We start from the raw sequence: 24,830 nt of genomic DNA on the forward strand, positions 1-24,830 counted from the left end.
AATCGTGGTCAAATAGAAAATTGATTTTTCGGGGGATTATTCAAAAAAAACTTAAGACTGGCAGCTTTGGTGCGTATAATTTTGGGTAATGACGGTTGATTAGCGGGTTGAGTTGGTCGGAAATTTAAGGGCGTTCGTCGGGTTTGATCGGGTTATGGTATAAAAGGCAAAAAACTTTGCAACGTATCGTGGGTGTTTGCGTCTTAATTACAAACTGTTTAGAAACAGACCATTAGAAACCATTAAATATAAAGATATGAAAACTTCATTCAAAACATTAGTAGCATCGGCAATGACTGCCATCGTTTTATCGACCACAGTAGTTACAGCTTTTGCTGCAGAAAAAGTAACAGCAGCAGAAAAGGTATCCGAAAATCAGGATATTAAAAGAGTAGTTGTCAATGGAACTACTAAAGTATTTATTGTACAAAGTAACCGTGACTGGATCTCTATCGGAGATGATAACCTGGACAAAGTGTCGGTTAAGCAAGTTGGAAATACATTGAGTATCAGCTCATCAGAAGAAACACCGGTAGTGGTGACTGTGTATGTAAAAAATCTTTACAGGATCGCTGTTGCAGATCATGCAACTGTAAGTACAGTTGGGACGATTAACCTGCCTTATTTGCAAGTGGTAATGAGAGATCAGGCTAAAGCACATATCAAAGCTAAAACTGAAAGTTTATATACTGATCTGGCTGGTGAAGCAAACCTTGAATTATTGGGAACTACAGAGAGCCACACTATAAAAAATGCCAGTGCCGGAGATTTAAAAGTGGAAAGGCTATTGGCTGCTAAAACAGAGAACTTACCTGCAGGATCAAGACTGGCAATGAATGACACTACCGTTCAAGCTAAAAAAGTAAACGCCAAAAAATAGCCCCGCCAATTATCAGGCCTGATTAAGCATAAGATGTTTTTACTGTAAACGAGATTACAGCAAAGAAATGTCTTATGCTTTTTTAGTTTACAGAATTTGTCTTTGATTAATTTTTTTAATTAAATTGTGTTAATTAACCTTTTAGCCATTCTAATTAAATTAAAGAGAAATGAAAAGAAACCTGATTTTAAGCCTGGCTCTTGTGCTTGGCTTTAGTACTTTTAACGCGAATGCGAATGAAGCGCCTCAAATAGTAAAGATTGTTCCGGTAAAAAACACTCCTGGGAATAATATTCAGGGGCCATCAACAGTTTATTTAAGCAATGGAGCCTATACATATACAGTTTCTGGTCTGGGCAATAAATTTCCGGCTGATGCGATATGGAGTATCGGTGGAAATCCAAGCATTCAGTTCCCGGTAAGTGCGCCTGTAAACGGATCTACCTCTATTACTTTCAGTGGAACTGATTTTGCTTCCGGTCCTGCAGGCAAGAGGTTCATTTATCTGATTGGTACAACCGATGATGGTTTGATCACTATTTTTGCAACTAAATTAGTTAATGTTTATAATTAATAAATTCAGGCAGGCCTTCTGTTATAAAAGACCTGCCTGGTATTTGTTTGTCTGCGCATATATCCTTTCCACGCATCAGGCCCGCTTTCTTTGCCGCCGCCTTTTTCTTGACTTGAATTTTACGCAGATTAAAATTAAGTTGCGTTACTTTGTATCAATTCAGGAAAAACCCCAGATAGCAATATTAAACCTGCATGAGTTTTAACTCCTGACATGGACGTGCTTAAGCAAGCTTCATTACAGCTAACACTGTAAATCATATGAATAATGCTGACCCAAGCCAGACGGCTTATTTACTGCTAAATTTAATACTATCAACGAATTACGATGTCAGTTGTTTGGATGTTGATAATTATTTCGGTTGCATGCTATATAATACTGTAAACTTATACTGTATTTTAGGAAAAAAGGGAGCTGTTCTTTAATTATTCAATACAATGGAAGAGGAATTTTACTTTGATTTTAGTGATGATGCGCAGCGTTCGGTAGAGCGTTACGAAGAGATGATAAGGAACCAGGATCAGTATTTTTTTGATGCCCAGGCTTTTGAGAACATCATTGACTACTATATAGAAAAGAGTGACCCCGTAAAGGCACTTCAGGTGATAGAGTATGCCCTAAACCAGCATCCATACGCCGCAGTTTTTTTAATTAAACAAGCGCAGCTTCTTTTCGTTACTGATCAGATAGACAAAGCATTTTTCTCTTTGCAAAAAGCAGAAATGCTCGAAGCCTCAGAATCAGAAATCTATGTGCTTCGTGGAAACATATACAATAGCCTGGAGCGTTTTACCGAAGCATTGGATAACTTTCAGATTGCATTGACATTCGCGGAAACTACAGATGAAATTCTGCTTCAGATCGCTTACGTTTATCAGAATATGCTGGATTACGAAAGTGCCATCAAGTATATCAAACTGAGTCTGGAACAAAATATGGAGAACAAAGACGGTTTGTATGAACTGGCTTTCTGTTACGATATTTTAGACAAACAAGAAGAAAGTATCCAGTTTTACATGGAATATATCGATAACGATCCTTATTCTTATGCTGCATGGTATAACCTGGCTAACTCTTATCATAAACTTGATCTGTTTGAAAAGGCGATCGATGCGTATGATTATGCAATCCTGATTAAAGATAATTTTGCTTCAGCTTATTATAACAAAGGAAATGCACTGGTTCAACTTGACCGTTATGCCGAGGCTATAGAAGTCTATAAACAAACCTGGGAATATGAACAGCCAAATGCAGATACTTATTGCGCAATAGGGGAATGTTATGAAAAGCTGGAACGTATGGATGAAGCACGTGCCTACTATAAAAAATCCGTGAAGATGGATAATAAGCTGGCCGATGCCTGGTTTGGAATAGGAGTGACACTGAATTTTGAGGAACGCTATTTTGAATCGCTGCACTTTTATAAGAAAGCGATAGAGCTGGACGATGAAAATCCTGACTTCTGGTTTGCAATGGCTGATGCTTATTATAAACTCGGACAAATAGAGCAATCTGTTGAAGCCTATTATAAAGTGCTGGAATATAACCCGCTTGACATAGAGGCATGGCTGGATTTCTCTACTGTTCTTTATGAGCAGGGAAGGCTGTTGGAAGCCTCAGAAACTATTTCTGACGGAATCAAGAATAACCCGGATGCTGCAGAGCTTTATTACAGACAGGTGGCTTATTTATTTGCCCTCGGACAACATAAAGAGGCACTGGTTTACCTGGAGACAGCTTTAGTGACTGATCCGGACAAACATTATATCTTGTTTGAATACCTGCCGCAGTTACAGGATAACAATGCAATTGTTGAAGTCATCAACAGATATATTAAATAGCACATTGTTATTACCTGATCATATAGAATGCAATTTTACTATGCAATTAATAAACTCAAAAAAGCTTATGCCAATATCAGAGGGCACTGAAAAAGTCCCTTAGAAAAAAATGGATAAAAGGAGTAGAAAGCATAGTTTTTCTGCTCCTTTTTTGTATTTTAAAGGTGTATTAGAACTGCCTTTAAGATGCTTCTTCAACAACAAAAAATCCAATTTAGTGAGTTTTCCAGGCTCTACGATCTGATTGTTCCCAAAGACAACCTTCTTCGCAAGATCAATGAGTTAATAGATTTCAGCTTTATCTATAATGAGCTTTTAGAAAAGTATTGCCGGGATAATGGACGTCTTGCAGAGAGCCCTGTGCGCATGTTCAAATACCTGCTTTTGAAAACTATATTCACTATTTCTGATGTGGATGTTGTAGAGCGTTCCCGTTATGATATGTCCTTTAAATATTTCTTAGAGATGTTCCCTGAACAGGACGTGATAAATCCAAGCTCTCTGACCAAGTTCCGAAAGCTTCGTCTTAAGGACATGGATCTTTTAAACCTGCTGATTGGAAAAACCGTCTCTTTAGCTCTGGAAAAAGGTATTATTAAATCCAGGTCCATTATTGTCGATGCTACACATTCACTTTCAAGATCTAACCCATACTCACCTGTTGAGGTACTCAGGCAACGTTCAAAGTTGCTGCGAAGAGCAGTTTATTCAATGGATGATGATTTCAAAACCCGGATGCCCGAGAAGAATGAATCAAATGATATCCTAAAGGAAATAGAATACTGCAGTAAACTACAAAAACTTATCGAGTCTGATGAAGCGTTAAGTGAAATTCCTGCAGTAAAGGAGAAACTAAACCTATTGAGGGAAACAGTTGAAGATACCCGGGAGAATTATGCAATATCTAAAGATATGGATGCCAGGGTTGGCCACAAGACAGCCGACAGCAGTTTTTTTGGTTACAAAACTCATTTGGCCATGACAGAGGAGCGCATTATAACGGCTGCTGTTGTTACCTCAGCAGAAAAGGGAGATGGTCCTGAACTACCAAAACTTTTGAGCCAGACCCAGGCCAATGGAATGGAGGTAGAGACAATCATAGGTGATGCAGCCTATTCCGGGAAGAATAACCTCAAGCTCAGCGATGTGAACGGCAATAAGGTAAGGATAGTTGCCAGGATGAACCCTGCTATTACCCATGGCACCAGAAAAGAGGAAGAAAAGTTTGATTATAATAAAGACGCTGATATGTTCGTCTGCCCTGCAGGGCACCTGGCTATGTACAAACGGGTGCAGGGCAAAAAGGTAGATAATAGCAATCAGTCAATGACCTATTATTTTGATATCGAAAAATGCAAAGTATGCCCGTTAAAGGACGGCTGCTACAAACCAGGCGCCAAAAGCAGGACATACTCGGTCGCAATAAAACCAGATGAGCATAAAGAGCAGGAAATATTCCAACAAAGCGAGTACTTCAGGGAGAAATCAAAACACAGATATAAAATTGAGGCAAAAAATAGTGAATTGAAAAATGTTCATGGATATAACAGAGCGAACTCCTATGGCCTGGAAAGCATGAAAATGCAAGGTGCACTTGCGATATTCGTGGTTAATCTTAAAAGAATCCTCAAATTCTAAAAAAAGGATAATAATCCAACGAATATTCTGGTAAAAACTAACAATGTGCTCCCGTTCTCAATATCGAACGTAAAGTTCGTTATCAAATAAAAAAATGAAATGTCTCAAAAAAGAAAGCGGATAAACAACTCTTAAGAGCTATCCATCCGCTTTTCTGTTTGAAGACCTTTTTATGTCTACTTTTTCAGTGCCCTCCAATATCTGGCATAAGCTTTTTTGAGTGAAAAACAAATTTATAGTGATGAAATAAGCCTTATTTTTTTCACCTTTACAGCAGATATGAATTACCCATTAAATAATATTCCCGAACGTCCAGTAAAACCACGCCAGAGCGGCATAACTATGGTGATGGACAAGGGCCTCAGTTTGAGGCAGACAGAAGACTTTATTGATGTCGCAGGTGTCCATTCCGACATCGTTAAATTAGGTTGGGCTACCTCTTTTGTTACCCCAAGATTAAAAGAAAAACTAGATATATATCGCAGTGCAGGTATCCCGACTTATTTTGGTGGTACTTTGTTCGAAGCGTTTATTATCCGTAATCAATTTGAAGATTATATCCGTGTATTGGAACAATTTGGTATGGAATACGCAGAAGTTTCTGACGGTTCTATTGAAATTGAACATGATCTTAAGTGTGAATACATTCATAAATTAGCAAAACATGTTACTGTAATTTCGGAAGTTGGCTCTAAGGATGCTACAAAAATATTTGCGCCTTATAAATGGATCAAATTGATGAATGCTGAAATTGAAGCAGGTTCGTGGAAAGTTATTGCGGAAGCCAGAGAAGGTGGAAATGTAGGTATTTACAGAGGATCGGGTGAAGTGCGTGAAGGATTGGTAGATGAAATATTGACACAGATACCAGCTGAAACTATTATCTGGGAAGCTCCTCAAAAAGAACAGCAGGTTTGGTTTATCAAGTTGATTGGTACGAATGTGAACCTGGGTAATATTGCTCCTGCAGAAGTTATTCCGTTGGAAACTATTCGTCTGGGATTAAGAGGGGATACATTTGATTACTTCCTTAATTTAGGAAAATAGCCGGTTATCCGGTTTGAGGCTGCTGCATATATGAGAACATTCGGACTAATTGGTTATCCGCTCGCGCATTCATTTTCAAAAAAGTTCTTTACAGAGAAATTTCAGGAAGAAGGAATTGCCGGTCATCAATATGAACTGTTTCCTATAGAAAATATAGCTGCTGTAGTCTCTTTGATTGCAGCAGATGATTCTCTTTCAGGATTGAATGTCACGATACCCCATAAAGTGGGGGTAATGGCGTACCTGAATGAGCTGGATCCTGCAGCACAGACCATAGGCGCAGTAAATTGTATTGCTATCCAGCATCAGGACGGCAAAACCTGGCTTAAAGGATACAATACAGATGCTTATGGCTTTCAGGAATCTCTTAGGCCGTATTTGAAAAAAAACCATACCCATGCGCTGATCCTTGGCGATGGCGGAGCGGCCAAAGCAGTGAAATACGTATTGGATCAATTGCAGCTTACTTATCTTTCTGTGGTCCGTTCACCAGCTCCGGATGCGATCCTGTACAGCGAGCTAACAGCAGAAATCCTTCAGCAATACCAGGTTATTATCAATACCACGCCGTTGGGCACTTTCCCGAATATTGAAGCAGCTCCGGCTATTCCTTATGAGTGGATTACCGATCAGCATCTGGCTTACGATCTGGTTTATAACCCTGAAGAGACTGAGTTTCTGAAACGTGCCAAAGCAAAAGGAGCAGCGATTAAAAACGGATTTGAAATGTTGCAGCTTCAGGCAGAAAGGTCCTGGTTTATCTGGAACCCTTAGGCTAAAAACGAACATGAAATCATATTTACTGTATAGCATCTTTTTTCTTTTATGCCTGAGTGCGGCCTGTACCAGTAATGAAACTTATACCCCTAAGCCGAGAGGCTATTTTCAGATTAAATTCCCTAAGAAAGAATATTTGACTTACGATAACGGCTGTCCGTTCACATTTGACTATCCAAAATACACAAAAATAGAAGCTGACCAGGAACGTGGAGCAGGTAATTGCTGGAATAATCTTCACTTTACACAATTTAATGCCCGTCTTCACCTTACTTATTATAATATTTCCTCGAAAAAGGAATATGAAGGTTTGGTAGAAGATGCCCGTACACTAGCTTTTAAACATACGGTTAAGGCCAATGCTATTGATCAGAAACTGATTAACTTTCCAGACCGGAAAGTTTATGGTATATATTATGCAATCGATGGAAACACCGCATCTTCTGTACAGTTCTTTCTGACTGATAGTGCTAAACATTATTTCAGGGGTGCTTTATATTTTAATGAGCGTCCGCAATATGACTCTGTCGCACCCGTTGTGACTTTTATAAAGAAAGATATCGACCGTATGATTGATACTTTCAGATGGAAAAACTAATTTAAACTCTGATGATTACTCTTAAGCAATTTACATTCAATCCATACCAGGAAAATACTTATGTTTTATATGATGAAACAGGGGAATGCGTAATTATTGACCCGGGAATGCACGATGGCAGGGAGCAGAATATGCTGACCAGCTGGATTAAGGAAACCAAGCTGAAACCAGTGCTGTTGTTAAATACCCACTGCCATATAGATCATGTTTTTGGCAATAAGTTTGTATTTGATACCTGGGGTTTAAAACCGCAATTTCATAAAGGAGAGTTGTATATTCTTCAGGCAGTACCGGGATACGCTCCACAAATGGGCTTAAATTATGAGCTTTCACCAGAACCAGAGGTCTTTTTAGAAGAAACAGGAACAGTGACTTTTGGAAATAGTGAGTTAGAGTTGATTTTTGCGCCTGGTCATTCTCCGGCACATTTGTGTTTTTATGCTAAAGAGGATGGGTTTATTGTTGGCGGTGATGTTTTATTCTATACTTCAATTGGCCGGACAGATTTGCCAGGTGGTAATCATCAGCAATTGATAGCTAATATCAGAGAGAAGCTATTTATCCTGCCAGACCATGTAGAAGTATTTCCAGGTCATGGCCATCTGACTACAATCGGCTTTGAAAAACTAAACAATCCTTTTTTAAAATAAGTACCTGTATATTTGACCAAACCACCAGCATTTGAACACAGCCCTTTATATTGCCCGCAGGTACCTTTTTGCTAAAAAGTCTACCAATGCTATAAATATCATCTCTACTATATCAGTGCTGGGTGTTTTTGTAGGCAGTGCGGCATTGATTATTGTTTTATCAGTATTCAATGGATTTGAAGATGTTGTGCTGAAGATGTTCAATACCATTACCCCGCAACTGGTGATTGCACCTGCGGAGGGAAAAACCTTCGATCCGCACAGTGTTTTCTTTACAGAGCTTAAATCTGCAAAAGAAGTCTATTCCTTTACCGAAGTGCTCTCTGAGAATGCTTTGCTAAGATATCGTGATAAACAATCTGTAGGAATGGTTAAAGGCGTAAGTACGTCTTATCTTAAGAATAAAAGTCTGGATAGTATTACTGTACAAGGGAAATTTATATTGCAAACGGAGGCAGGTCCCAATGCGGTGATTGGCTCTGCGCTGCAAAACTATTTAATGGTGAATACCAATGACCCATTTACACAATTGCAAGTCTTTTCTCCTAAAAAAGGACTGAAAACGAGTTCTGTGAATCCGGCTGATGATTTTATGGATCTGTATATTCCTGTATCAGGCATTTTTGAAGTACAGCAGGATTTTGATAACATTGCGATCGTACCGTTAAGTTTCGCCAGAAAATTATTAAACGAAGAAATTAAAGTCTCTTCGATAGAGCTTAATTTACAAAAAGGAGTAGATCCGGATGTTTTTAAAGCGAAAATTGCACAACAGCTGGGCAAGAAATACGTTGTTAAAGACAGGGTGGAGCAAAACAAAGCATTATATAATATTTTGAGTACCGAAAAGTGGGCAGTATATATCATTTTAACATTTATTCTGATCATTGCCATCTTCAATATTATTGGGTCACTGACCATGCTGGTTATTGATAAGCTGAAAGATATTGCCATATTGAGCAGCCTGGGAGCTGGAAAAGGCCTTATTAGAAAGATATTTCTTTTCGAAGGAATGATGATCACTTTAGCAGGCTGTGTTTTTGGTCTTTTTGTCGGGCTGGTTTTTTGTTTATTGCAGCAGAAATTCGGGTTGATCAAAATGTCACAGGAGAATCTGCTGATGAGTAACGCCTACCCAATCGGCCTTAAATGGAAAGATTTTTTATTAGTATTCATCACAGTGAGTATTTTCTCGTTTATGGCATCAGCTTTGTCATCTAATTTGAGCGTGAAGAATATTAATCACTTAAATCAAGATCTTTAACATGAATTCCTTAAAACATACATTTCTATTATTATTCGTCCTTTCCATTGCTTTTACAGCTTGTAACCATACCGGCACAGAGACTCAAAAAAGTAAAACCAGAATAATCAAGGGATTGTATAGCTATGGCCCGGAAATAAAGTCTTTTACAGACTGTGAAGAGGGCAGGGAATATTGGGTTGCTGATAGTTCTAAAACGTTAGAGCTGGGGTATAGTAAATTCAATTTTGAGAAACCTTACGAGCCTGTTTATATTGAGGCAGAATGTCACGCCATTAAATCGGACAGCCTGGTGGTCTCAGCAGATTTTGACTCTACTTTAGTTGTGACTAAACTGATTAAAATTACACGTGAAATTCCTGACGGCCCCTGCAATCAATAGCATTCTGATAATTAATTAGTTACGTAAAGGGTTTGATTAATCTCAGGGATAATTCCTTTTTCCCGGGCCATTTTGAACAGGATATCTATCGCTTTTCTGCCTTCAATACCTAAATCAACAGAATATTTGTTGACATATAAATCGATGTGTTTATACATGACTGCTTCTTCCATTTCCTGTGCATGGGCAGCAATAAAGTCAATTCCTGATTTTGGGTTTTGGAAAGCAAATTCTACAGATTTACGGATCAGGCGATTTACTTTCAGCTGTATCCCGTGATCAAGTTTACGGTTAATTACGATGCCTCCCAGCGGGATTGCGCAGCCTGTCAGTTCTTCCCAGTAACTACCCAGGTCAACTATTTTATGTAATCCCTTTTCTGTATAGGTAAAACGGTTCTCATGAATAATAAGACCAAGATCAATGCGCTGATTTAACAGGGCATCCTGGATCTCTGAGAAAACCATTACCTGTTTATTGAGCAAATTGGGAAAAGCAATGCCCAACAGGAAATTTGCAGTAGTCAGTTCGCCGGGAATAGCCACACTCAAAGTAGAATCTTTTTGCGTTAAGCGTTCACTGCCAATTAAATCTTCATTTTTGCAAATTAATAAAGGGCCAACTCCGAAGCCCAATGCACTTCCGGCATCCAGCAATGCATATTTTTCTGCTACATGCGCAAAAGCATGAAAACTCAGCTTCGTAATATCCAGTTCTGAACGTAATGCCTTTTGATTTAAGGTTTCTACATCATCAAAGAATACTTCGAACTCCAGGCCCTCTGTATCAATTTTATGATGAATTAATGCGTCAAAAATAAAAGTATCGTTTGGACAAGGAGAAAAGCCGAGTGAAAGTTTCATGTGGTAAATGTAAGGAGTTCCAGTAGCCGCTTGGTTAACTGTTTGTCAAAAATTTAATTGCCCAATCGTTCAGATTTTTGATAGCCAATCCTATTTTCCAGTTGTCGCGGTTTCTTTCTTCCACATAATTGGAAATACTGCGCACTTGAATACAGGGGATATTCAGCTGTGTACAGCAATAAAATACAGCAGCACCTTCCATACTTTCGGTAACCGGATGAAGACGGTTGGTAATGACCTGGATACTTTCCTTATTGCCATGTACTTTGTTCACCGTAATCCCGTTTACTTCTGGTAAACCGGGTAGCAGCGCTGGTAAATTAGCAGATGAAGGTATAGCTTTCCCATTATATTTACCTGTTCCAAAACCCAGCTCATCAATGGTCAGAAATTCATCTTTATTTTCTGCACCTAATTCTGAAAACTCGTCACTCACAATATTAACCAGGCTGCCTAAAGGGATTTCTCGGTCAAAACAGCCTGCAATTCCTAAGTTAATGACCAGTTTATACTGCCCAGCTGCGGATAAATGCTGGCCCATTGCAAATGCGGTAGCTGTCATTCCTACGCCAGTAATTAAAAGATCAAAATGAGGGGTTTCTATAAAATTTCCTTCTGCCAGCTCAAAAACCGTACAACAGCCGGCTAATTCGGCCCTTGTTGCTGCAACTACCAGTATCTTCATTTAACGAAGTTACAAAATAATGAATTTACCTGACCGTAAACCCGCTAACGAGTTTGCGCTGCGGTAAAACGGCTGAGCCAGAACATACCTTGCTTGTTTTTAGATAGTCTTCGTATATTTGCGGTCAATTACTGAAATATGATTTATATAACCCGCAAAGAATCTTTCAACGCCGCACATAAATTAGCAAGACCAGACTGGTCAGATGATCATAACCTGGAAGTTTTTGGCAAATGCGCCAACCCTAACTGGCATGGTCATAATTATCAGCTATTTGTTACCGTAAAGGGAGAAATAAACCCGGAAACAGGTTTTTTAGTTGACCTGAAATGGATGAAAGAAATTATCAATGAGCATATCATTGACAAACTTGACCATAGAAATCTCAATCTGGATGTAGATTTCATGAAAGACAAACTGGCTTCAACAGAAAACCTGGTGATTGCAGTTTGGGACCAATTACTGCCACATATTCAACAAGGTGGTGCAATATTGCATTGCGTTAAAATTTACGAAACTGAAAACAACTTTGTAGAGTACTTCGGTTAATCACACGATATACATGGAAAATAATACACAAGATGCCTTCGATGAAGAAAACGAAGGGTATGTTAAAATAGATCGTTACAATACAGCAAAAACAGCTTCTATTTCCAGTCACTATACAGATATATTGACTCAGCTGGGAGAAGATCCTCAGCGTGAGGGTTTATTAAAAACACCTGAGCGTGTGGCTAAGTCATTGCAATATCTGACCCATGGTTATGCTATTAAACCAGCTGAAATTTTGCGTTCGGCAATGTTTAAAGAAGATTACAGCCAGATGGTTGTGGTCAAGGACATTGAGGTTTATTCTATGTGTGAACATCATATGCTGCCTTTCTTTGGAAAAGCGCATATCGCTTATATTCCAAATGGCCATATTGTTGGTTTAAGTAAGATTCCACGTGTAGTTGATGCTTTTGCAAGAAGATTACAGGTGCAGGAAAGACTGACTAATGAAATCAGAGATTGTATCCAGGAAACTTTAAACCCTGCAGGAGTAGCGGTAGTGATCGAATGCCAGCATTTGTGTATGGCAATGAGAGGGATACAAAAACAAAATTCAGTGACAACAACCTCAGCTTTTACAGGAGAATTTGCCAAAGATAAAACGAGGGCAGAGTTTTTGAGGTTAATAACAGCACGGTTACATTAGAAAACAATAATAATATAAATGAAAGCATATTTATTTCCAGGGCAAGGCGCGCAATTTTCAGGTATGGGTAAAGAACTGTACGAAACTGAAATGGCCAGAGAATTATTTGAAAAAGCAAATCATATTATTGGCTTTCGCATCAGCGACATCATGTTCTCGGGTACTGAAGAAGAGTTGAAACAAACCAGCGTTACTCAACCTGCCATATTCCTGCACTCGGTGATCCTTGCCAAATCTTTAGGAGATGATTTTAAACCAGATATGGTTGCAGGACACTCGTTAGGTGAGTTTTCAGCCTTGGTTGCTGCCTCAGCAATCTCCTTTGAGGATGGATTGAAACTTGTGATTGCACGCGCAAATGCGATGCAGAAAGCCTGTGAATTACAGCCTTCAACTATGGCTGCAATTTTAGGGTTAGCAGATGATGTAGTAGAGAAAATCTGTGCAGAAATTGACGAAGTAGTCGTCGCTGCAAATTACAACTGCCCGGGCCAGTTAGTTATTTCCGGCAGTATAGAAGGTATCGATATTGCCTGTGCAAAGCTAACAGAAGCAGGGGCAAAGAGAGCCTTAAAATTAAATGTAGGTGGTGCATTTCACTCTCCGCTAATGGAACCAGCAAGAATCGAACTGAAAGAAGCCATAGAAAACACTACAATTCTGCCTCCGGTATGTCCGATTTACCAGAATGTTGATCCAAGACCACAAACAGATCCTGAAAAGATTAAATTTAATTTAATCACACAATTGACAGGTGCGGTGAGATGGACACAAACAGTAGAACGTATGCTGGCAGACGGAGCCGATGAGTTTATAGAAGTAGGACCTGGTAAAGTATTACAAGGCCTGGTTAAAAAAGTAAGCAGAGAAGCGCAAACGAGTTCGGCCGCAGTCCCTGTTTAATTAATAATTACTAACTAAAGCAGCCGGCGTGAATATAGGGGGTAAAATTAGATTTCTTTTATTGATTCTGGGGATATGCTGTATAGCTACTGCATTATCGTTAAAACACTCTATAACAGAAAAAGACCTCCTGCAACATGAGGCAGGTAAACTTCAGGAAAACCTTGCCTTAAATGAACAGACCGTATATGATTTCTTAGCAGATGCGCAACAGCTTGAAAGGGCCAAGCAATTTCACCTGAATGAAACATTTGCTTTGAATTATATTAGTTCCTTTGGTGCCAAAGGAATTAATATTCTGACCTACGACCATTCCGTCCTTAAATTCTGGAGTTCCTATAAAGCGATACCACCAAACCTGAATAAGGTAAAAGAAGGCTCTTCCTTTCTGCAACTAGCCAACGGCTGGTATGAAGCCATAAAAAAAACAGAAGGAAGTTATACTTTGATCTTTCTGATTGATGTCAAAGATCAGTTCAGCATTCAGAACCGGTATCTTAAAAACGGGATTGTAAAAGAATTATCTTCTTCTAATTCCCTTGCCCTGGCCTCCTTTATGGATGAACAGGTGAACGGCATTATGAACCTCGATGGTAAATTGCTGTTTGAGGTCAAACTCAAGCCTAATTACACAGAGAGCGTTTACTCTACGATACAAATCTGGCTCTGGATAGTCGGTTTATTCAGTTTCGCCCTTTTTGTCAATTCATTTTGTTCGCGGCTGGCCAAAAGAGGTTATCTGATTCCGGCTACACTGTTGCTTATTGCCTTTTTTTTAGGCGTAAGGGTTACGGATCTGGAATACGGATGGTATAACCACCAGTTCAGCCTCGAAATTTTCAGCCCTGCTATTTATGCAGAAAGTTTCTTTTTACCCTCTCTTGGAGATTTTCTGCTCAATGTATTATCCATTACCTGGGTTGTACTCTTTATGTTTACTTATAAAGATGCGTATAAGCTTCCACAGTGGATGATCAGGAGTAAAGTTGCGGGTGTATTCTTTCATGTGTTGCTGCTGCTGCTGTTTTCTGGCATTGCCTTTTTGATGAACGAGGTCTTTTTTGGTCTTATTTATAATTCCAAGATCAATTTTGATATTACCAATATTATCAATCTGAGCTGGTTAAGCTGGGTATGTATTATCATTCTTTGCCTGGTTTGGTTTAATGTTTATTTATTGGCCAATATCTGTATAGAACTAACCAGACAATTGAATGTCAGCAATAAAGAAAGGCTGATTCTGTTCCTGACAATGTTTGCTCTGTATTTCGTCTATATGTTATGTACAGATTTTACAGCTTTCTTTATCGCCTATGCCTTATTTCTGTTTATCATTTCTTACAATAGCTATATTCAGAAGAATAAGTTTTCCATAGGTGTTTTTGCTGCTGTTTTTTTCTGTCTTGCCTTTGTGTCCTCTATTAAATATCTGAAATTTAATGATATTAAGGAACGAAGCAACCGGTATGTAATTGCGCAGAAACTGCAGTCTTCAGATGATCCTAAAGTCATTAATTCAATTGAAAGCCTTGGCAATGGAATCTCCAATGATTTATTCATTACTGATTATTTTAAAAGCCCGGGATCAAACCGGCACCTTGCGTTACAGAACTATATTATCAAAACCTTTTTGGATGGGTATTTAGCCCCATTTGAATATAACTTTTATGAATTTAATGCCACTGATTCTACGCTTGCTGTAAGAGAAGACCGGTCATTGCAACACTATCAAAACCTGGTTAAATCTGGTTCTGTAAAGATTTCGAACTTCTTTTACCGTCTGAACGATACCTTTGGTTACCAGAATTACTTCGGGATCATTCCAATTTTTGACGATAACCATATTCTGGGCACGCTGGTCATCGAGCTGAAGTCACAACAATACAATTATAACAGCCAGTTTCCTGAGATCCTGATCGATGGTAAATTGAAAAATGATGAAGATTACAGTAATTATTCTTTTGCCTTTTATAACAACAATAAGCTGATTAAGCAGGCTGGAAAGTACACTTATAAAATAGCCAATACAGAGTTTAAAGGTGTTTACGGTGAGCCCGTAATTATGAATGAGCCTAAATTAGGTTATAGCCACCTGATCTATTCTGCTAGTAACTCTAAAATCATTGTGATCAGCAAAGAGAAGGTGAATTATATTGTCAGGCTTGCTGCATTATCTTTCTTCTTCCTGATGTTTATTATCTTTTCTGCGGCTTTGTATATGCTGATCTGGCTATTGAAGAACATTGATAAGAGCTGGGGAGGGTGGTTTAATATCAACCGCTCTTTGATGATCAATGCGAATAAGATTTTATATAAAACGCGTATACAATTGTCTATTGTGCTTTCGGTTGTAGCCACCTTACTGATTGTTGGCTGGTCTACTTTCTTTTATATCCGCGATGAGTACAGGAAACAGCAAGAAGACTTTATCAGAGAAAAAATCCGGAAAGTCCAGCTTTCTTATGAGAAGCAGATATTCAGCACCGGCATACCAGAAGCCACAGATATGGCCGTGATTAATTTCAACCAGTTTGCCGATATCAATTCTGCCTATTTAAACTTGTTTGACACAGATGGGAACTTGTTATTCACTTCATTGCCTAAGATGTATGATTACGGTATTATAGGCACTAAGATGGAGCCTAAAGCCTATATCTACCTCAAGCAGGTTCAAAGGTCGGAATATTCAAATCCTCAGGAAACAATTGGGGAATTTAAATATTCCTCTGCCTATGCACCGATCCGTAACGCACAAAATCAGACTGTAGCTTATATCGGTTTGCCATACTATGGAAATGAAGCCGATTACCAGTCAAAAATCGGGTTGTTTATCAATACATTAATTAATATATATGCCCTGGTTTTTGTGGCTATTGGTATCCTGGCAGTTTTCCTGGCTAACCAGATTACGAGCCCGTTAACTTTTATTCAGGAAAGTATCAGAAAAACTAAACTTGGACAGAAAAATCAACCTATTATCTGGTCACGTCACGATGAGATAGGTTCACTGATTAAAGAATATAATAAAATGATTGCTGCGCTGGAAGAGAGTGCGGTCAAGCTGGCTAAATCCGAAAGGGAGAGTGCATGGCGGGAAATGGCCAAACAGGTTGCACATGAAATCAAAAACCCACTTACTCCATTAAAATTAGGTGTACAATTGCTGGAGAAATCATGGAAAGAGAAAGATCCTAATTTTGAACAGAAATTTGAGCGTTTCTACCGCTCTTTTGTAGAGCAGATTGATAGCCTGGCGACCATTGCCTCGGAGTTTTCTAACTTTGCTAAAATGCCGGATACCAAGCTGGAGAATTTAAAGCTCATCCCAATTATTGAACAAACAAGAGATGTCTTTGTCAACACTAAAAATGTAGAAATCTATATTTCTAACCTAACCAATAAAGAAGTGCTGATACAGGGCGATAAAGATCAGATGCTGCGGTCGTTCAATAACCTGATGAAGAATGCAATAGAGGCTGCAAATATGAAAGAGAAGTGTATGATCTTTATCAAAATTACCAACGATCAGCACTATGTATGGGTGGACGTTGAAGATAACGGAAAAGGCATCGATCTTGACTTGCAGCCAAAAATATTCGTCCCTAATTTTACCACCAAATCTTCTGGGACAGGTTTAGGTTTAGCCTTTGTGAAACAGGCAGTAGAGAATGCAGGTGGTACTATAGACTTCAAATCGGTAACCGATACCGGAACTACCTTTTACCTGAGTTTCCCACTTGTTCAGGTACAGGCATGAATATACTAGAGAGCAGGTTTAAATTATTTTAACGTAATGGCTGCTTTCCCCATCGTAAAGCCATTTGCATAAAGCAGGATCGCATAAGTACCCTTCACAAAAGCTCTTGGATTTACCCATTCAATAGTATAAGCCGTTGCGTCATTGTTATAAGAAATAGTAATCATATCACTATACTGCATTTCCTGACCTTCTGCTTCAAACATATTCTGTTCATCCGCAATCAGATTTCCTGAAGGATCAAAAACACGGATATATATCTTGTGATAGTCTTTTGTTGCCAGTTCGTTAGGAATGATATTAAAATAAGTGACTAGTTTTTTAGCAGTTGAAGCTTTGTCTACTTCTACATTCTTACCATTGTTTTTAACCTTAAACGCAGCAAGGGCTACATTGAAAGCCTTTAAAGCAGCCCCACTTTTTACCTTGGCATTTAATTCTGAATTTTTCTTTTCCAGCGCATTTGCTTTGGCAGATACCGTAGTTACTGATCTGACCAGGCTGTCTCTTTCAGCTTTAAGAAAAGAGTTCTCTTTTTCCAGGCGGGTGAAATCATCTTTATAGTCTGTTAAAAATGCGCGTAATTTTTTAAGTTCTGTCTGGGCGGTTGTGAGTTCTGCCTGAGTTACCTGTCCTTTTTGTAAAGATTGTTTAAGTGCTGAAATTTTTATTCTGGCGAGTTTCTGTTCATTCTGAAGCTTTTCAGTCAGCGCAACATTCATCGTGTTGACCTTATCAAATTCGACCTCTATCTTTTCTACTTCCAGTTTTAGTCTTTCTTTCTCTGTATTGGTTGTAACGAAACGTTCCTTTTCATATTTGTCTTTGAAATATAAAAAGGCGTTTGTACCTAATAAGGCCACGATTACTACAATTAGAAAATATATTTTATTACGGTCTCCTTTATTTACGGGATCTTTACGGTCTAACATTTGAAATCAAAAATTGAGGTTTCTTTGTCGAATTGGTCATGATACTTATTGATAAAAAAACGAACATAGGGTAAATAATATAATTTTTGGTAAAAAAATGATTCAAATTGTATGAGAGCTAAAAAAAAATCGTTTAATTGCTAACGTTGGAGCGTAAAATTGAGTATTACGTCCCCACATTTATTTTAAATTTAAACTACCAAAAGAACCAATAATGCTGAAAAAGATTGTTTTTGCAATTCTAACAACTTTAATTACCCCAATTTTTATCTATGCACAAACAGCAGCAAAAATTGCTCCAAAAAGGGAGTTCAGAGGGGTTTGGGTTGCAACTGTTACGAATATTGACTGGCCTTCAAGACCAGGCCTTAGTGTGGATGAACAAAAGCAGGAGCTCATTGCACTGCTTGATCAGCATAAAAGAAACGGAATGAATGCTATTATGCTGCAGGTGAGGCCAGCAGCCGATGCATTCTACCGTAAATCAAGAGAGCCCTGGAGTCAATGGCTAATGGGTAAACAAGGTGTTGCGCCAAGTCCTGGATATGATCCTTTGGAGTTTGCAATTTCAGAAGCACACTTCCGTGGCATGGAGTTGCATGCATGGTTTAACCCATATCGGGCAAGTATGAGTGCAAATACGGTCTTTAGTGAAGATCATATGACCAAAAAAAGGCCGGATATGTTTTTTACTTATGGTGGAAAGAAACAATTCGATCCGGGGTTACCTGAGGTCAGAGAATATATAGTGCAAGTTATTCTGGATGTGGTTAAGGGTTACGATGTAGATGGAATTCACTTTGATGATTACTTTTATCCTTATCCTATTGCGGGGCAGCGTATCAATGACGGCGCTACCTTTAGCAAGTACTCCAATGGATTTACGAATCTGAATGATTGGAGAAGAAATAATGTTGACTTGCTGATTAAACAACTGGATGATAGTATTCACCATTATAAAAAGTATGTGAAATTCGGGATCAGTCCATTTGGGATCTGGAAAAACAGGAAAGAAGATCCGGAAGGATCTGAAACACACGGTCTCTCTAACTTTACTGAACTCTATGCCGATTCCAGGAAATGGATTAAAGAAGGCTGGGTAGATTATATCAATCCACAGGTCTATTTCAGTTTTACCAGGAAAGCTGCACCGTTTGATACTTTAGTAGACTGGTGGAGTAACAATACTTACGGCAGACACCTTTATATCGGACAGGCTGCTTACCTGATGAACCAACGCATGGAAGCAGCATGGAGAGACCCAAGTCAGATTCCGGACCAGATCAGATATATGCGGGAGAATAACCGGGTGCAGGGAAGTGTGTTCTTTAGTTCCAAATCATTTTCTACAGTAGCAAGGGCAACTGCAGATTCTCTGAGGAATGATTTATACAAATATCCGGCACTTCCTCCACAAATGCCATGGCTGGACGAGATTGTACCAAACATACCACAAGGTTTAACTGCTGAGGCGGTAGGTGTGGGTGTACAGCTTAAATGGTCAGCCCCATTAAGAGCTGAAGATGGGGAAACGGCTTCGGGCTATGTAATTTACCGGTTTGATGAAGGAGAAAAAATCAGCGTGGTTAACCCTAAGAATATTGTTAAAATCAGTTTCAATGATATTCCGTCCTTTCTGGATACCAATACTATTAAAGGAAGAAGATATACTTATCTCGTTACAGCGCTTGACAGGTTGAAAAATGAGAGCGATGCAAGTGGCCCGGTAGGGGTCGAGACTAAATAAAAAAAGCGGACATGAATCAAATCATGTCCGCTTTTGGTTAGTACCTTATTTGTTATTTCTGCGGCATTAAGACCATCCGGATATAGTTATCCTGTTTTAAATACTTTTGCGCATTCGTTTTAGAAGATTCAATGGTCACTTCGCTGAGTCTTTCTTTTGCAGTCAGCAACTGATCCAGCTCATCCCCGTATTTAAGTCTGGTGGTCAGATAACCAAGCCAGTATCCATTGTTACGCAGATTTAATTCCTGCTGACGCTGTACCTCAGACTTAAATTTCGCCAGGTCCTGAGCGGTTACGCCATTGGCCCTTATCGTTTTTACTTCGTCCAGTGCTGCGGCAATCAATTTTTCTGCATTCGCTGGTGCACAGCTGAAAGAGATGGTAAAATAATAATGTGCTTTTGGGTATTTATTCACACTCAGTGAAACGCCCGGAGAATAAACCCCGCTTTCTTTTTCGCGCAATCTTTCGAGTATTTTAATTTCCAATGCACTGCTTAAAGCATCAAGCTGTACATTGTTTGAGGTGGTATAGTCATAGTCACCGTGAATGTAGAGCTGAACACTCGCTTTTTCTTCTAAACCTTTGTAAACTGTTTTACTCACCAGGCCATTTGGCGTACGGGAGCCAAGATCTATATAATCAGTCTTTTTATTCAAGGTCGGTAAACTGGCAATATAAGTCTCTATAAGCGGTTTAATAGTGTTCAGGTCAAAGTTGCCCACAAACACAAAGCTTTGTTCTCCCAGGTCCGCAAAACGTGCTTTATAGAAAGAGAAAGCTTTGTCCAGAGAGATTTTATCAATATCCGTTAAGGTATAAGGCATGCTTCTTTTGTTGTAAGAAGAAAGTACAGCTTGTACTGTGTCTGCAAAAACGCTTTCAGGATCTGCATCTTTATTTTCCAGACTTACTTTAGCATCGCTGATCGCCTTGTTAAAAATCTCTTTGTCTTTACGCGGGTTCAAGGCCGAAGCAGTAATCATCTGTAGTGCATTTTCCAGATCTTTAGGTGCGGCACTTCCACTAAAGCCTTGATACAATTCGCCTACATAAGCACCAGCACTACCCGTATTCCCTGCTAAAAGCCTGTTGAGTTGTGAAGGATTAAAGTCACCTAAACCACTTTGAGTAATGATCCCTACATTATCAGCAGATTGATAATCATTCGGATCTGCTAATGAAGTCCCTCCTTTAGAAAAAGAGCTGAACAGAATCTGATCGTTTTTGAAGTCTGTTGGCTTCAGTAAAACTTTTATACCATTGCTCAGTGTCCATTGTGTAACCCCGATATCCTCAAATTTCTTTTCTGCAATCACTTTTCCGGCTAATGGTTTTTGTGCCAGCAGCGGTTTGTTAACAGCGTTATCCACATAAGGCTTTAGATTTTTTGAGGCATTGTCCAAAGCGGCAAGCAGTTGAGCTGTGGTTGGAAGGTTTGCTTTTTCCTTTTCAGGGGCTGTGACAATGACGATTTGGTTTTCTTTGGTAATCAGTGTTTTTGCCAGTGCATTGACTTCGGCCAGGGTAATTGTTCTAAGGTTTTCTTTCGTGTTTGCATAGTTGAACTCAATGGAGCCAATTGCTGATCCGGTTAAAAAATTACTCAGGTATTCTCCTACAAATGCAGCAGACGAAGTTTTGTCTTTCTCTTTCAATAAGATTTCATTCCCGGCTTCAATGTTCTTTTTAACTACATCAAGTTCTGATTGCAGAAAACCAAATTTAACAGCGCGTTCACTCTCGGCAACTGCTGCGGTAAATGCTTGCAACAGGTCTTTTCCTGATTTTGCACCGGCACTTGTTTGAAAAGCATTGATTTCAGGAATTAAACCTCCCTGATAACCCCCAAAGGAACCTTGTGCAAATAAGAATGGGGCATTGTCTTTTTCCAGAATTTCCTGGTAACGTGCAGACAACATGGAGTTGATCATGCTATAAATAACATTTTTTCTTTGATCTGCTGTCGTTTTTAAGATGTTCCCACGTTGTTTCCAGGTGACCGAAGCTACATTGTATTGTTGTTCTGCATCCGTAATAATCTTAACTAATGGTGCTTTGTTATCCGGAAGATCATAATTTAATCTTTCCTTTTCTTTGACTGGATTTTTTAAACCGGAGAAGTTGGCAATAATTAATTTTTCTACTTCATTCACATCAAAATCTCCTACAGCAATCACTGCTTGCAAATCTGGTCTGTACCAGTCTGCATAAAAGTTTCTGATTTTATCGTGTGTGAAAGTTTTTAGCAGCTCAAGTTTTCCGATAGGAAGCCTGTTTTCGTAACGGGAATCTTTAAGCATGATTGGAAGCAATTGCTTTCTGATCCGCTCTCCGGAATTTTTACCGCTCTGGCGATCTTCTTCAATGATTACGCCTCTTTCTCTATCTATCTCATTTCCATCCATAGAGATTTTTCCTGCCCAGTTGGCCAGAATTTTAAAACCAGTATGGAAAAGTTCAGTACTGTCAGTTGGAATTGGCAATTGATATACGGTCTGGTCAAATGAAGTATAAGCATTCAAATCAGCGCCAAAACGTACGCCTGCTTTTTGCAGATAATTGATAATTTCATTTTTAGGGAAATCCTTTGTGCCGTTAAAAGCCATGTGTTCGGTAAAATGAGCCAGCCCTAACTGATCGTCATTTTCCATTAAAGAACCGATGCGGTTAGCCAGGTAGAGCTCAGCTCTGTTTTTAGGCTCCACATTTTTCCGGATATAATAAGTAAGTCCATTGGGTAATTTGCCGATTTTAACGGCCGGATCATTGGGGATTAGCTTTCCAGTGCGGGCTTTCTGCTGAGCAGCTGGTTGGTGTTTTGTAGTCTTTTGTTGTCCTGATACTGGGTTATTAATTGCGGCAAGCACAGCTAATCCGATGATCGGGATGATATTTTTATACATAAGGGTTTAATTTAAGCGCCTGTTTAAGAAACGGTCTAAAACTATGTTTTGATATAGTTTTGAACGATTTCTTAAACAGGCGTTAAGGGTTTATTAAGAATAATGCTTAGAATTTCCAGCGGACGAAAGCTTCCATCGCTTCGTATTCTGCTAACCCTAAGTCATCATAAGCTTTCGCAGTGTCTCTGTTTCTATCTTCAGCGCGCTCCCAGAATTCTCTGGAATCATCACCCGGAAATACTGCTCTGTCTTTTTGTGACTGGTGTTTGAAAATTGCATATTTCTTTTTCAATAGTTCCTGAGGACTCAATGGAACTGCCATTTCAATTTCATGGGTATCAAATTCCTGCCATGCACCGCGGTACATCCACAACCAGCAATCTTTTGCCCATGCTTCTGTTTGGCGCAACCTGTTCATTGCTTCAATAATTATATTAAAGCAAACCAGGTGTGTTCCGTGTGGATCTTCAAAGTCTCCGGCGGCAAAAATCTGCTCAGGTTTAACTTTTTGAAGTAATTCCATAGTCAGCTCCACATCCAGATTAGTTACCGGGTTTTTCTTATTTTTCCCACTTTCATAAAACGGAAGTGCCATGAAATGGATATGGTCATCTTCCAATCCGCAGTAACGGGCTCCTGCTATCGCTTCACCTTTTCTGATCAGCCCTTTTACGGATTGAATTTCTGGTGTATCTACCTGATTAGGTTTTTTGTCCGCAATAAATGTGCGCATGTTATCATAAATACCTTTCAGTTCTTTTTGATCCAGCCCCATTTTCTCTGCGAAGTCAATGCTGAATTCTACAAATCTTAAGGCGTCATCATCCCATACTGCAGTATTTCCTGAAGTCTGGTAGGCTACATGTACATCGTGTTGCTGATCGACCAGTCGGATAAAAGTACCGCCCATAGAGATGACATCATCGTCTGGGTGCGGAGAGAAAATCACCACTCGTTTTTTAGCTGGGGCTGCTCTTTCCGGACGCTGAGAATCATCTGCGTTTGGTTTTCCTCCCGGCCATCCGGTTATGGTATGTTGTAATTTATTGAAAATATGAATGTTGATGTTGTAAACGGGGCCTCTTTCGATGGCCAATTGTGCCATACCGTGATTGTTGAAATCATCTTCGGTAAGTTTCAAAATTGGCTTTTTTAAGGTGTTTGCTAACCAGATTACTGCTTTTCTGATTAATTTATCTTCCCATACACAGTCTTTAACAAGCCATGGTGTATCAAAACGGGTTAATAGTGATGCTGCATCTTTATCCAGGATAAATTCTACATGATCAGATAGTTGCAGATAGGTAGCGGGTACTTCACTTGAAATTTCGCCTTCTACTGCTTTCTTGATAATGGAAGCTTTTTTCTGGTTCCATGCCATCAGGATGATTTCACGGGCTTTAAAAATAGTTCCGATTCCCATCGTGATTGCTTTGGAGGGTACGAAGGATTTTCCTCCGAAGTCTCTTGCTGCATCTCTTCTGGTCAGGTCATCAAGGGTAACCAGGCGCGTTCCTGAATTGGGAGCCGAACCTGGTTCGTTAAATCCAATGTGCCCTGTACGTCCAATTCCGAGGATTTGAATGTCCAGCCCACCTAGTTCTCCGATTTTGCGTTCGTAATCAAGGCAGAATGCGGGAATAGCTTCCAGTTCGAGTGTCCCATCAGGAATATTGATGTGCTCTTTAGGGATATCAATGTGATCGAATAAATTCTCGTTCATAAAGGTCACATAACTCTGGGCAGCGTTAGGTTGCATCGGGTAATATTCATCCAGGTTGAAGGTGATGACATTGCTGAAGCTCAGATTTTCCTCTTTGTGTAAGCGTACAAGCTCTGCGTATACTGCAATGGGGGTTACTCCGGTTGCAAGGCCTAGAACTGCCTTTTGCTTCTTTTCTTGTTTGTCTCTGATGAGGTTAGCGATACGTTGTGCAACGTTAATGGATGCTACTGCTGGGTTATTAAATACTGAAACAGGGAGTTTTTCGAAACGTGTTTCTTCCAAAAGATTTAATCTGGCCATTGTAATTATGGTGTTTTGAGGATTTAAGGAAGACGTAAATATAAAAAAGTTTTTGAGTCTTCGATAAAAAAGGGATGTAGTGTTTTTTTGACGCATTCATGAAGAATGAACGCACGTCAAAAAAACACTACATCCCTTTTTTATCTCAGCTTATGGGAAG

Annotated in this window: 20 protein-coding genes; 15 read left to right on the top strand and 5 right to left on the bottom strand. The window is 39.3% G+C overall.

What is annotated here, in order from left to right:
* Positions 1 to 256 precede the first annotated feature (256 nt).
* The 10 genes from AY601_RS21585 to AY601_RS21635 all read left to right on the top strand — a co-directional run bounded on the left by AY601_RS21585 (position 257) and on the right by AY601_RS21635 (position 9,651).
* Positions 257 to 880 carry a GIN domain-containing protein gene (locus AY601_RS21585; protein WP_157288055.1) on the top strand — a complete coding sequence of 208 codons (624 nt, stop codon included), beginning with the start codon at positions 257 to 259 and terminating at the stop codon, positions 878 to 880.
* 169 nt (positions 881 to 1,049) lie between these two features.
* Positions 1,050 to 1,454, top strand: a complete 405-nt coding sequence (locus AY601_RS21590) for a hypothetical protein (RefSeq protein ID WP_068405005.1) — start codon at positions 1,050 to 1,052, stop codon at positions 1,452 to 1,454.
* Positions 1,455 to 1,891: 437 nt separating this feature from the next.
* Positions 1,892 to 3,295: a tetratricopeptide repeat protein gene (locus AY601_RS21600; protein ID WP_068405009.1), complete on the top strand. Its 1,404-nt coding sequence runs from the start codon at positions 1,892 to 1,894 to the stop codon at positions 3,293 to 3,295.
* A 186-nt stretch (positions 3,296 to 3,481) separates the two neighbouring features.
* Positions 3,482 to 4,933, top strand: a complete 1,452-nt coding sequence (locus tag AY601_RS21605) for an IS1182 family transposase (protein ID WP_068405011.1) — start codon at positions 3,482 to 3,484, stop codon at positions 4,931 to 4,933.
* A gap of 279 nt (positions 4,934 to 5,212) precedes the next feature.
* Positions 5,213 to 5,980 (top strand): phosphosulfolactate synthase, encoded by a 768-nt coding sequence (locus AY601_RS21610; protein ID WP_068407808.1) that lies wholly within the window; start codon positions 5,213 to 5,215, stop codon positions 5,978 to 5,980.
* 30 nt (positions 5,981 to 6,010) lie between these two features.
* Complete coding sequence (locus AY601_RS21615) at positions 6,011 to 6,754, top strand: shikimate dehydrogenase family protein (RefSeq protein WP_068405013.1); 744 nt, start codon at positions 6,011 to 6,013, stop codon at positions 6,752 to 6,754.
* A 13-nt stretch (positions 6,755 to 6,767) separates the two neighbouring features.
* Positions 6,768 to 7,355, top strand: coding sequence for a gliding motility lipoprotein GldD (locus AY601_RS21620; protein WP_068405015.1), 588 nt, complete (start codon positions 6,768 to 6,770; stop codon positions 7,353 to 7,355).
* 11 nt (positions 7,356 to 7,366) lie between these two features.
* Positions 7,367 to 8,005 carry an MBL fold metallo-hydrolase gene (locus AY601_RS21625; protein WP_068405017.1) on the top strand — a complete coding sequence of 213 codons (639 nt, stop codon included), beginning with the start codon at positions 7,367 to 7,369 and terminating at the stop codon, positions 8,003 to 8,005.
* A gap of 31 nt (positions 8,006 to 8,036) precedes the next feature.
* Positions 8,037 to 9,269, top strand: coding sequence for an ABC transporter permease (locus tag AY601_RS21630; protein ID WP_068405020.1), 1,233 nt, complete (start codon positions 8,037 to 8,039; stop codon positions 9,267 to 9,269).
* Position 9,270: 1 nt separating this feature from the next.
* Complete coding sequence (locus tag AY601_RS21635; RefSeq protein ID WP_068405022.1) at positions 9,271 to 9,651, top strand: hypothetical protein; 381 nt, start codon at positions 9,271 to 9,273, stop codon at positions 9,649 to 9,651.
* A gap of 11 nt (positions 9,652 to 9,662) precedes the next feature.
* Here the strand turns inward: AY601_RS21635 and AY601_RS21640 are convergent, their stop codons facing one another.
* Both AY601_RS21640 and mqnB read right to left on the bottom strand, forming a co-directional pair.
* On the bottom strand, positions 9,663 to 10,514 hold the full coding sequence (locus tag AY601_RS21640; RefSeq protein ID WP_068405024.1) for a menaquinone biosynthesis family protein: 852 nt from the start codon (positions 10,512 to 10,514) through the stop codon (positions 9,663 to 9,665).
* 34 nt (positions 10,515 to 10,548) lie between these two features.
* Positions 10,549 to 11,199, bottom strand: coding sequence for a futalosine hydrolase (mqnB, locus tag AY601_RS21645; protein WP_068405026.1), 651 nt, complete (start codon positions 11,197 to 11,199; stop codon positions 10,549 to 10,551).
* Between the two features lie 138 nt (positions 11,200 to 11,337).
* On the opposite strand from mqnB, the gene AY601_RS21650 reads away from it, so the two are divergent.
* The 4 genes from AY601_RS21650 to AY601_RS21665 all read left to right on the top strand — a co-directional run bounded on the left by AY601_RS21650 (position 11,338) and on the right by AY601_RS21665 (position 17,057).
* The gene (locus AY601_RS21650) at positions 11,338 to 11,748 is read left to right on the top strand and encodes a 6-carboxytetrahydropterin synthase (protein ID WP_068405027.1); all 411 of its coding nucleotides are present in this window, start codon (positions 11,338 to 11,340) and stop codon (positions 11,746 to 11,748) included.
* A gap of 13 nt (positions 11,749 to 11,761) precedes the next feature.
* Positions 11,762 to 12,397, top strand: a complete 636-nt coding sequence (folE, locus tag AY601_RS21655) for a GTP cyclohydrolase I FolE (RefSeq protein WP_068405032.1) — start codon at positions 11,762 to 11,764, stop codon at positions 12,395 to 12,397.
* Between the two features lie 18 nt (positions 12,398 to 12,415).
* Entirely contained in the window at positions 12,416 to 13,300 is an 885-nt protein-coding gene (fabD, locus tag AY601_RS21660) for an ACP S-malonyltransferase (RefSeq protein ID WP_068405034.1), read from the top strand.
* A 61-nt stretch (positions 13,301 to 13,361) separates the two neighbouring features.
* Positions 13,362 to 17,057 carry a sensor histidine kinase gene (locus tag AY601_RS21665; RefSeq protein WP_068407810.1) on the top strand — a complete coding sequence of 1,232 codons (3,696 nt, stop codon included), beginning with the start codon at positions 13,362 to 13,364 and terminating at the stop codon, positions 17,055 to 17,057.
* 23 nt (positions 17,058 to 17,080) lie between these two features.
* Here AY601_RS21665 and AY601_RS21670 read toward each other — a convergent pair whose 3' ends face one another.
* A complete protein-coding gene (locus AY601_RS21670) occupies positions 17,081 to 17,989 on the bottom strand; it encodes a hypothetical protein (RefSeq protein ID WP_068405035.1) in 909 nt (302 codons plus the stop codon).
* 214 nt (positions 17,990 to 18,203) lie between these two features.
* Here AY601_RS21670 and AY601_RS21675 point away from each other — a divergent pair, with 214 nt between their 5' ends.
* On the top strand, positions 18,204 to 19,736 hold the full coding sequence (locus AY601_RS21675; protein WP_068405036.1) for a glycoside hydrolase family 10 protein: 1,533 nt from the start codon (positions 18,204 to 18,206) through the stop codon (positions 19,734 to 19,736).
* A 52-nt stretch (positions 19,737 to 19,788) separates the two neighbouring features.
* Here the strand turns inward: AY601_RS21675 and AY601_RS21680 are convergent, their stop codons facing one another.
* Entirely contained in the window at positions 19,789 to 22,644 is a 2,856-nt protein-coding gene (locus AY601_RS21680; protein WP_068405038.1) for a M16 family metallopeptidase, read from the bottom strand.
* Positions 22,645 to 22,750: 106 nt separating this feature from the next.
* Entirely contained in the window at positions 22,751 to 24,676 is a 1,926-nt protein-coding gene (nagB, locus tag AY601_RS21685) for a glucosamine-6-phosphate deaminase (RefSeq protein ID WP_257722251.1), read from the bottom strand.
* Between the last annotated feature and the right edge of the window lie 154 nt (positions 24,677 to 24,830).

Origin of the sequence: Pedobacter cryoconitis (assembly GCF_001590605.1) — a bacterium.
Lineage (GTDB): Bacteria > Bacteroidota > Bacteroidia > Sphingobacteriales > Sphingobacteriaceae > Pedobacter > Pedobacter cryoconitis_A.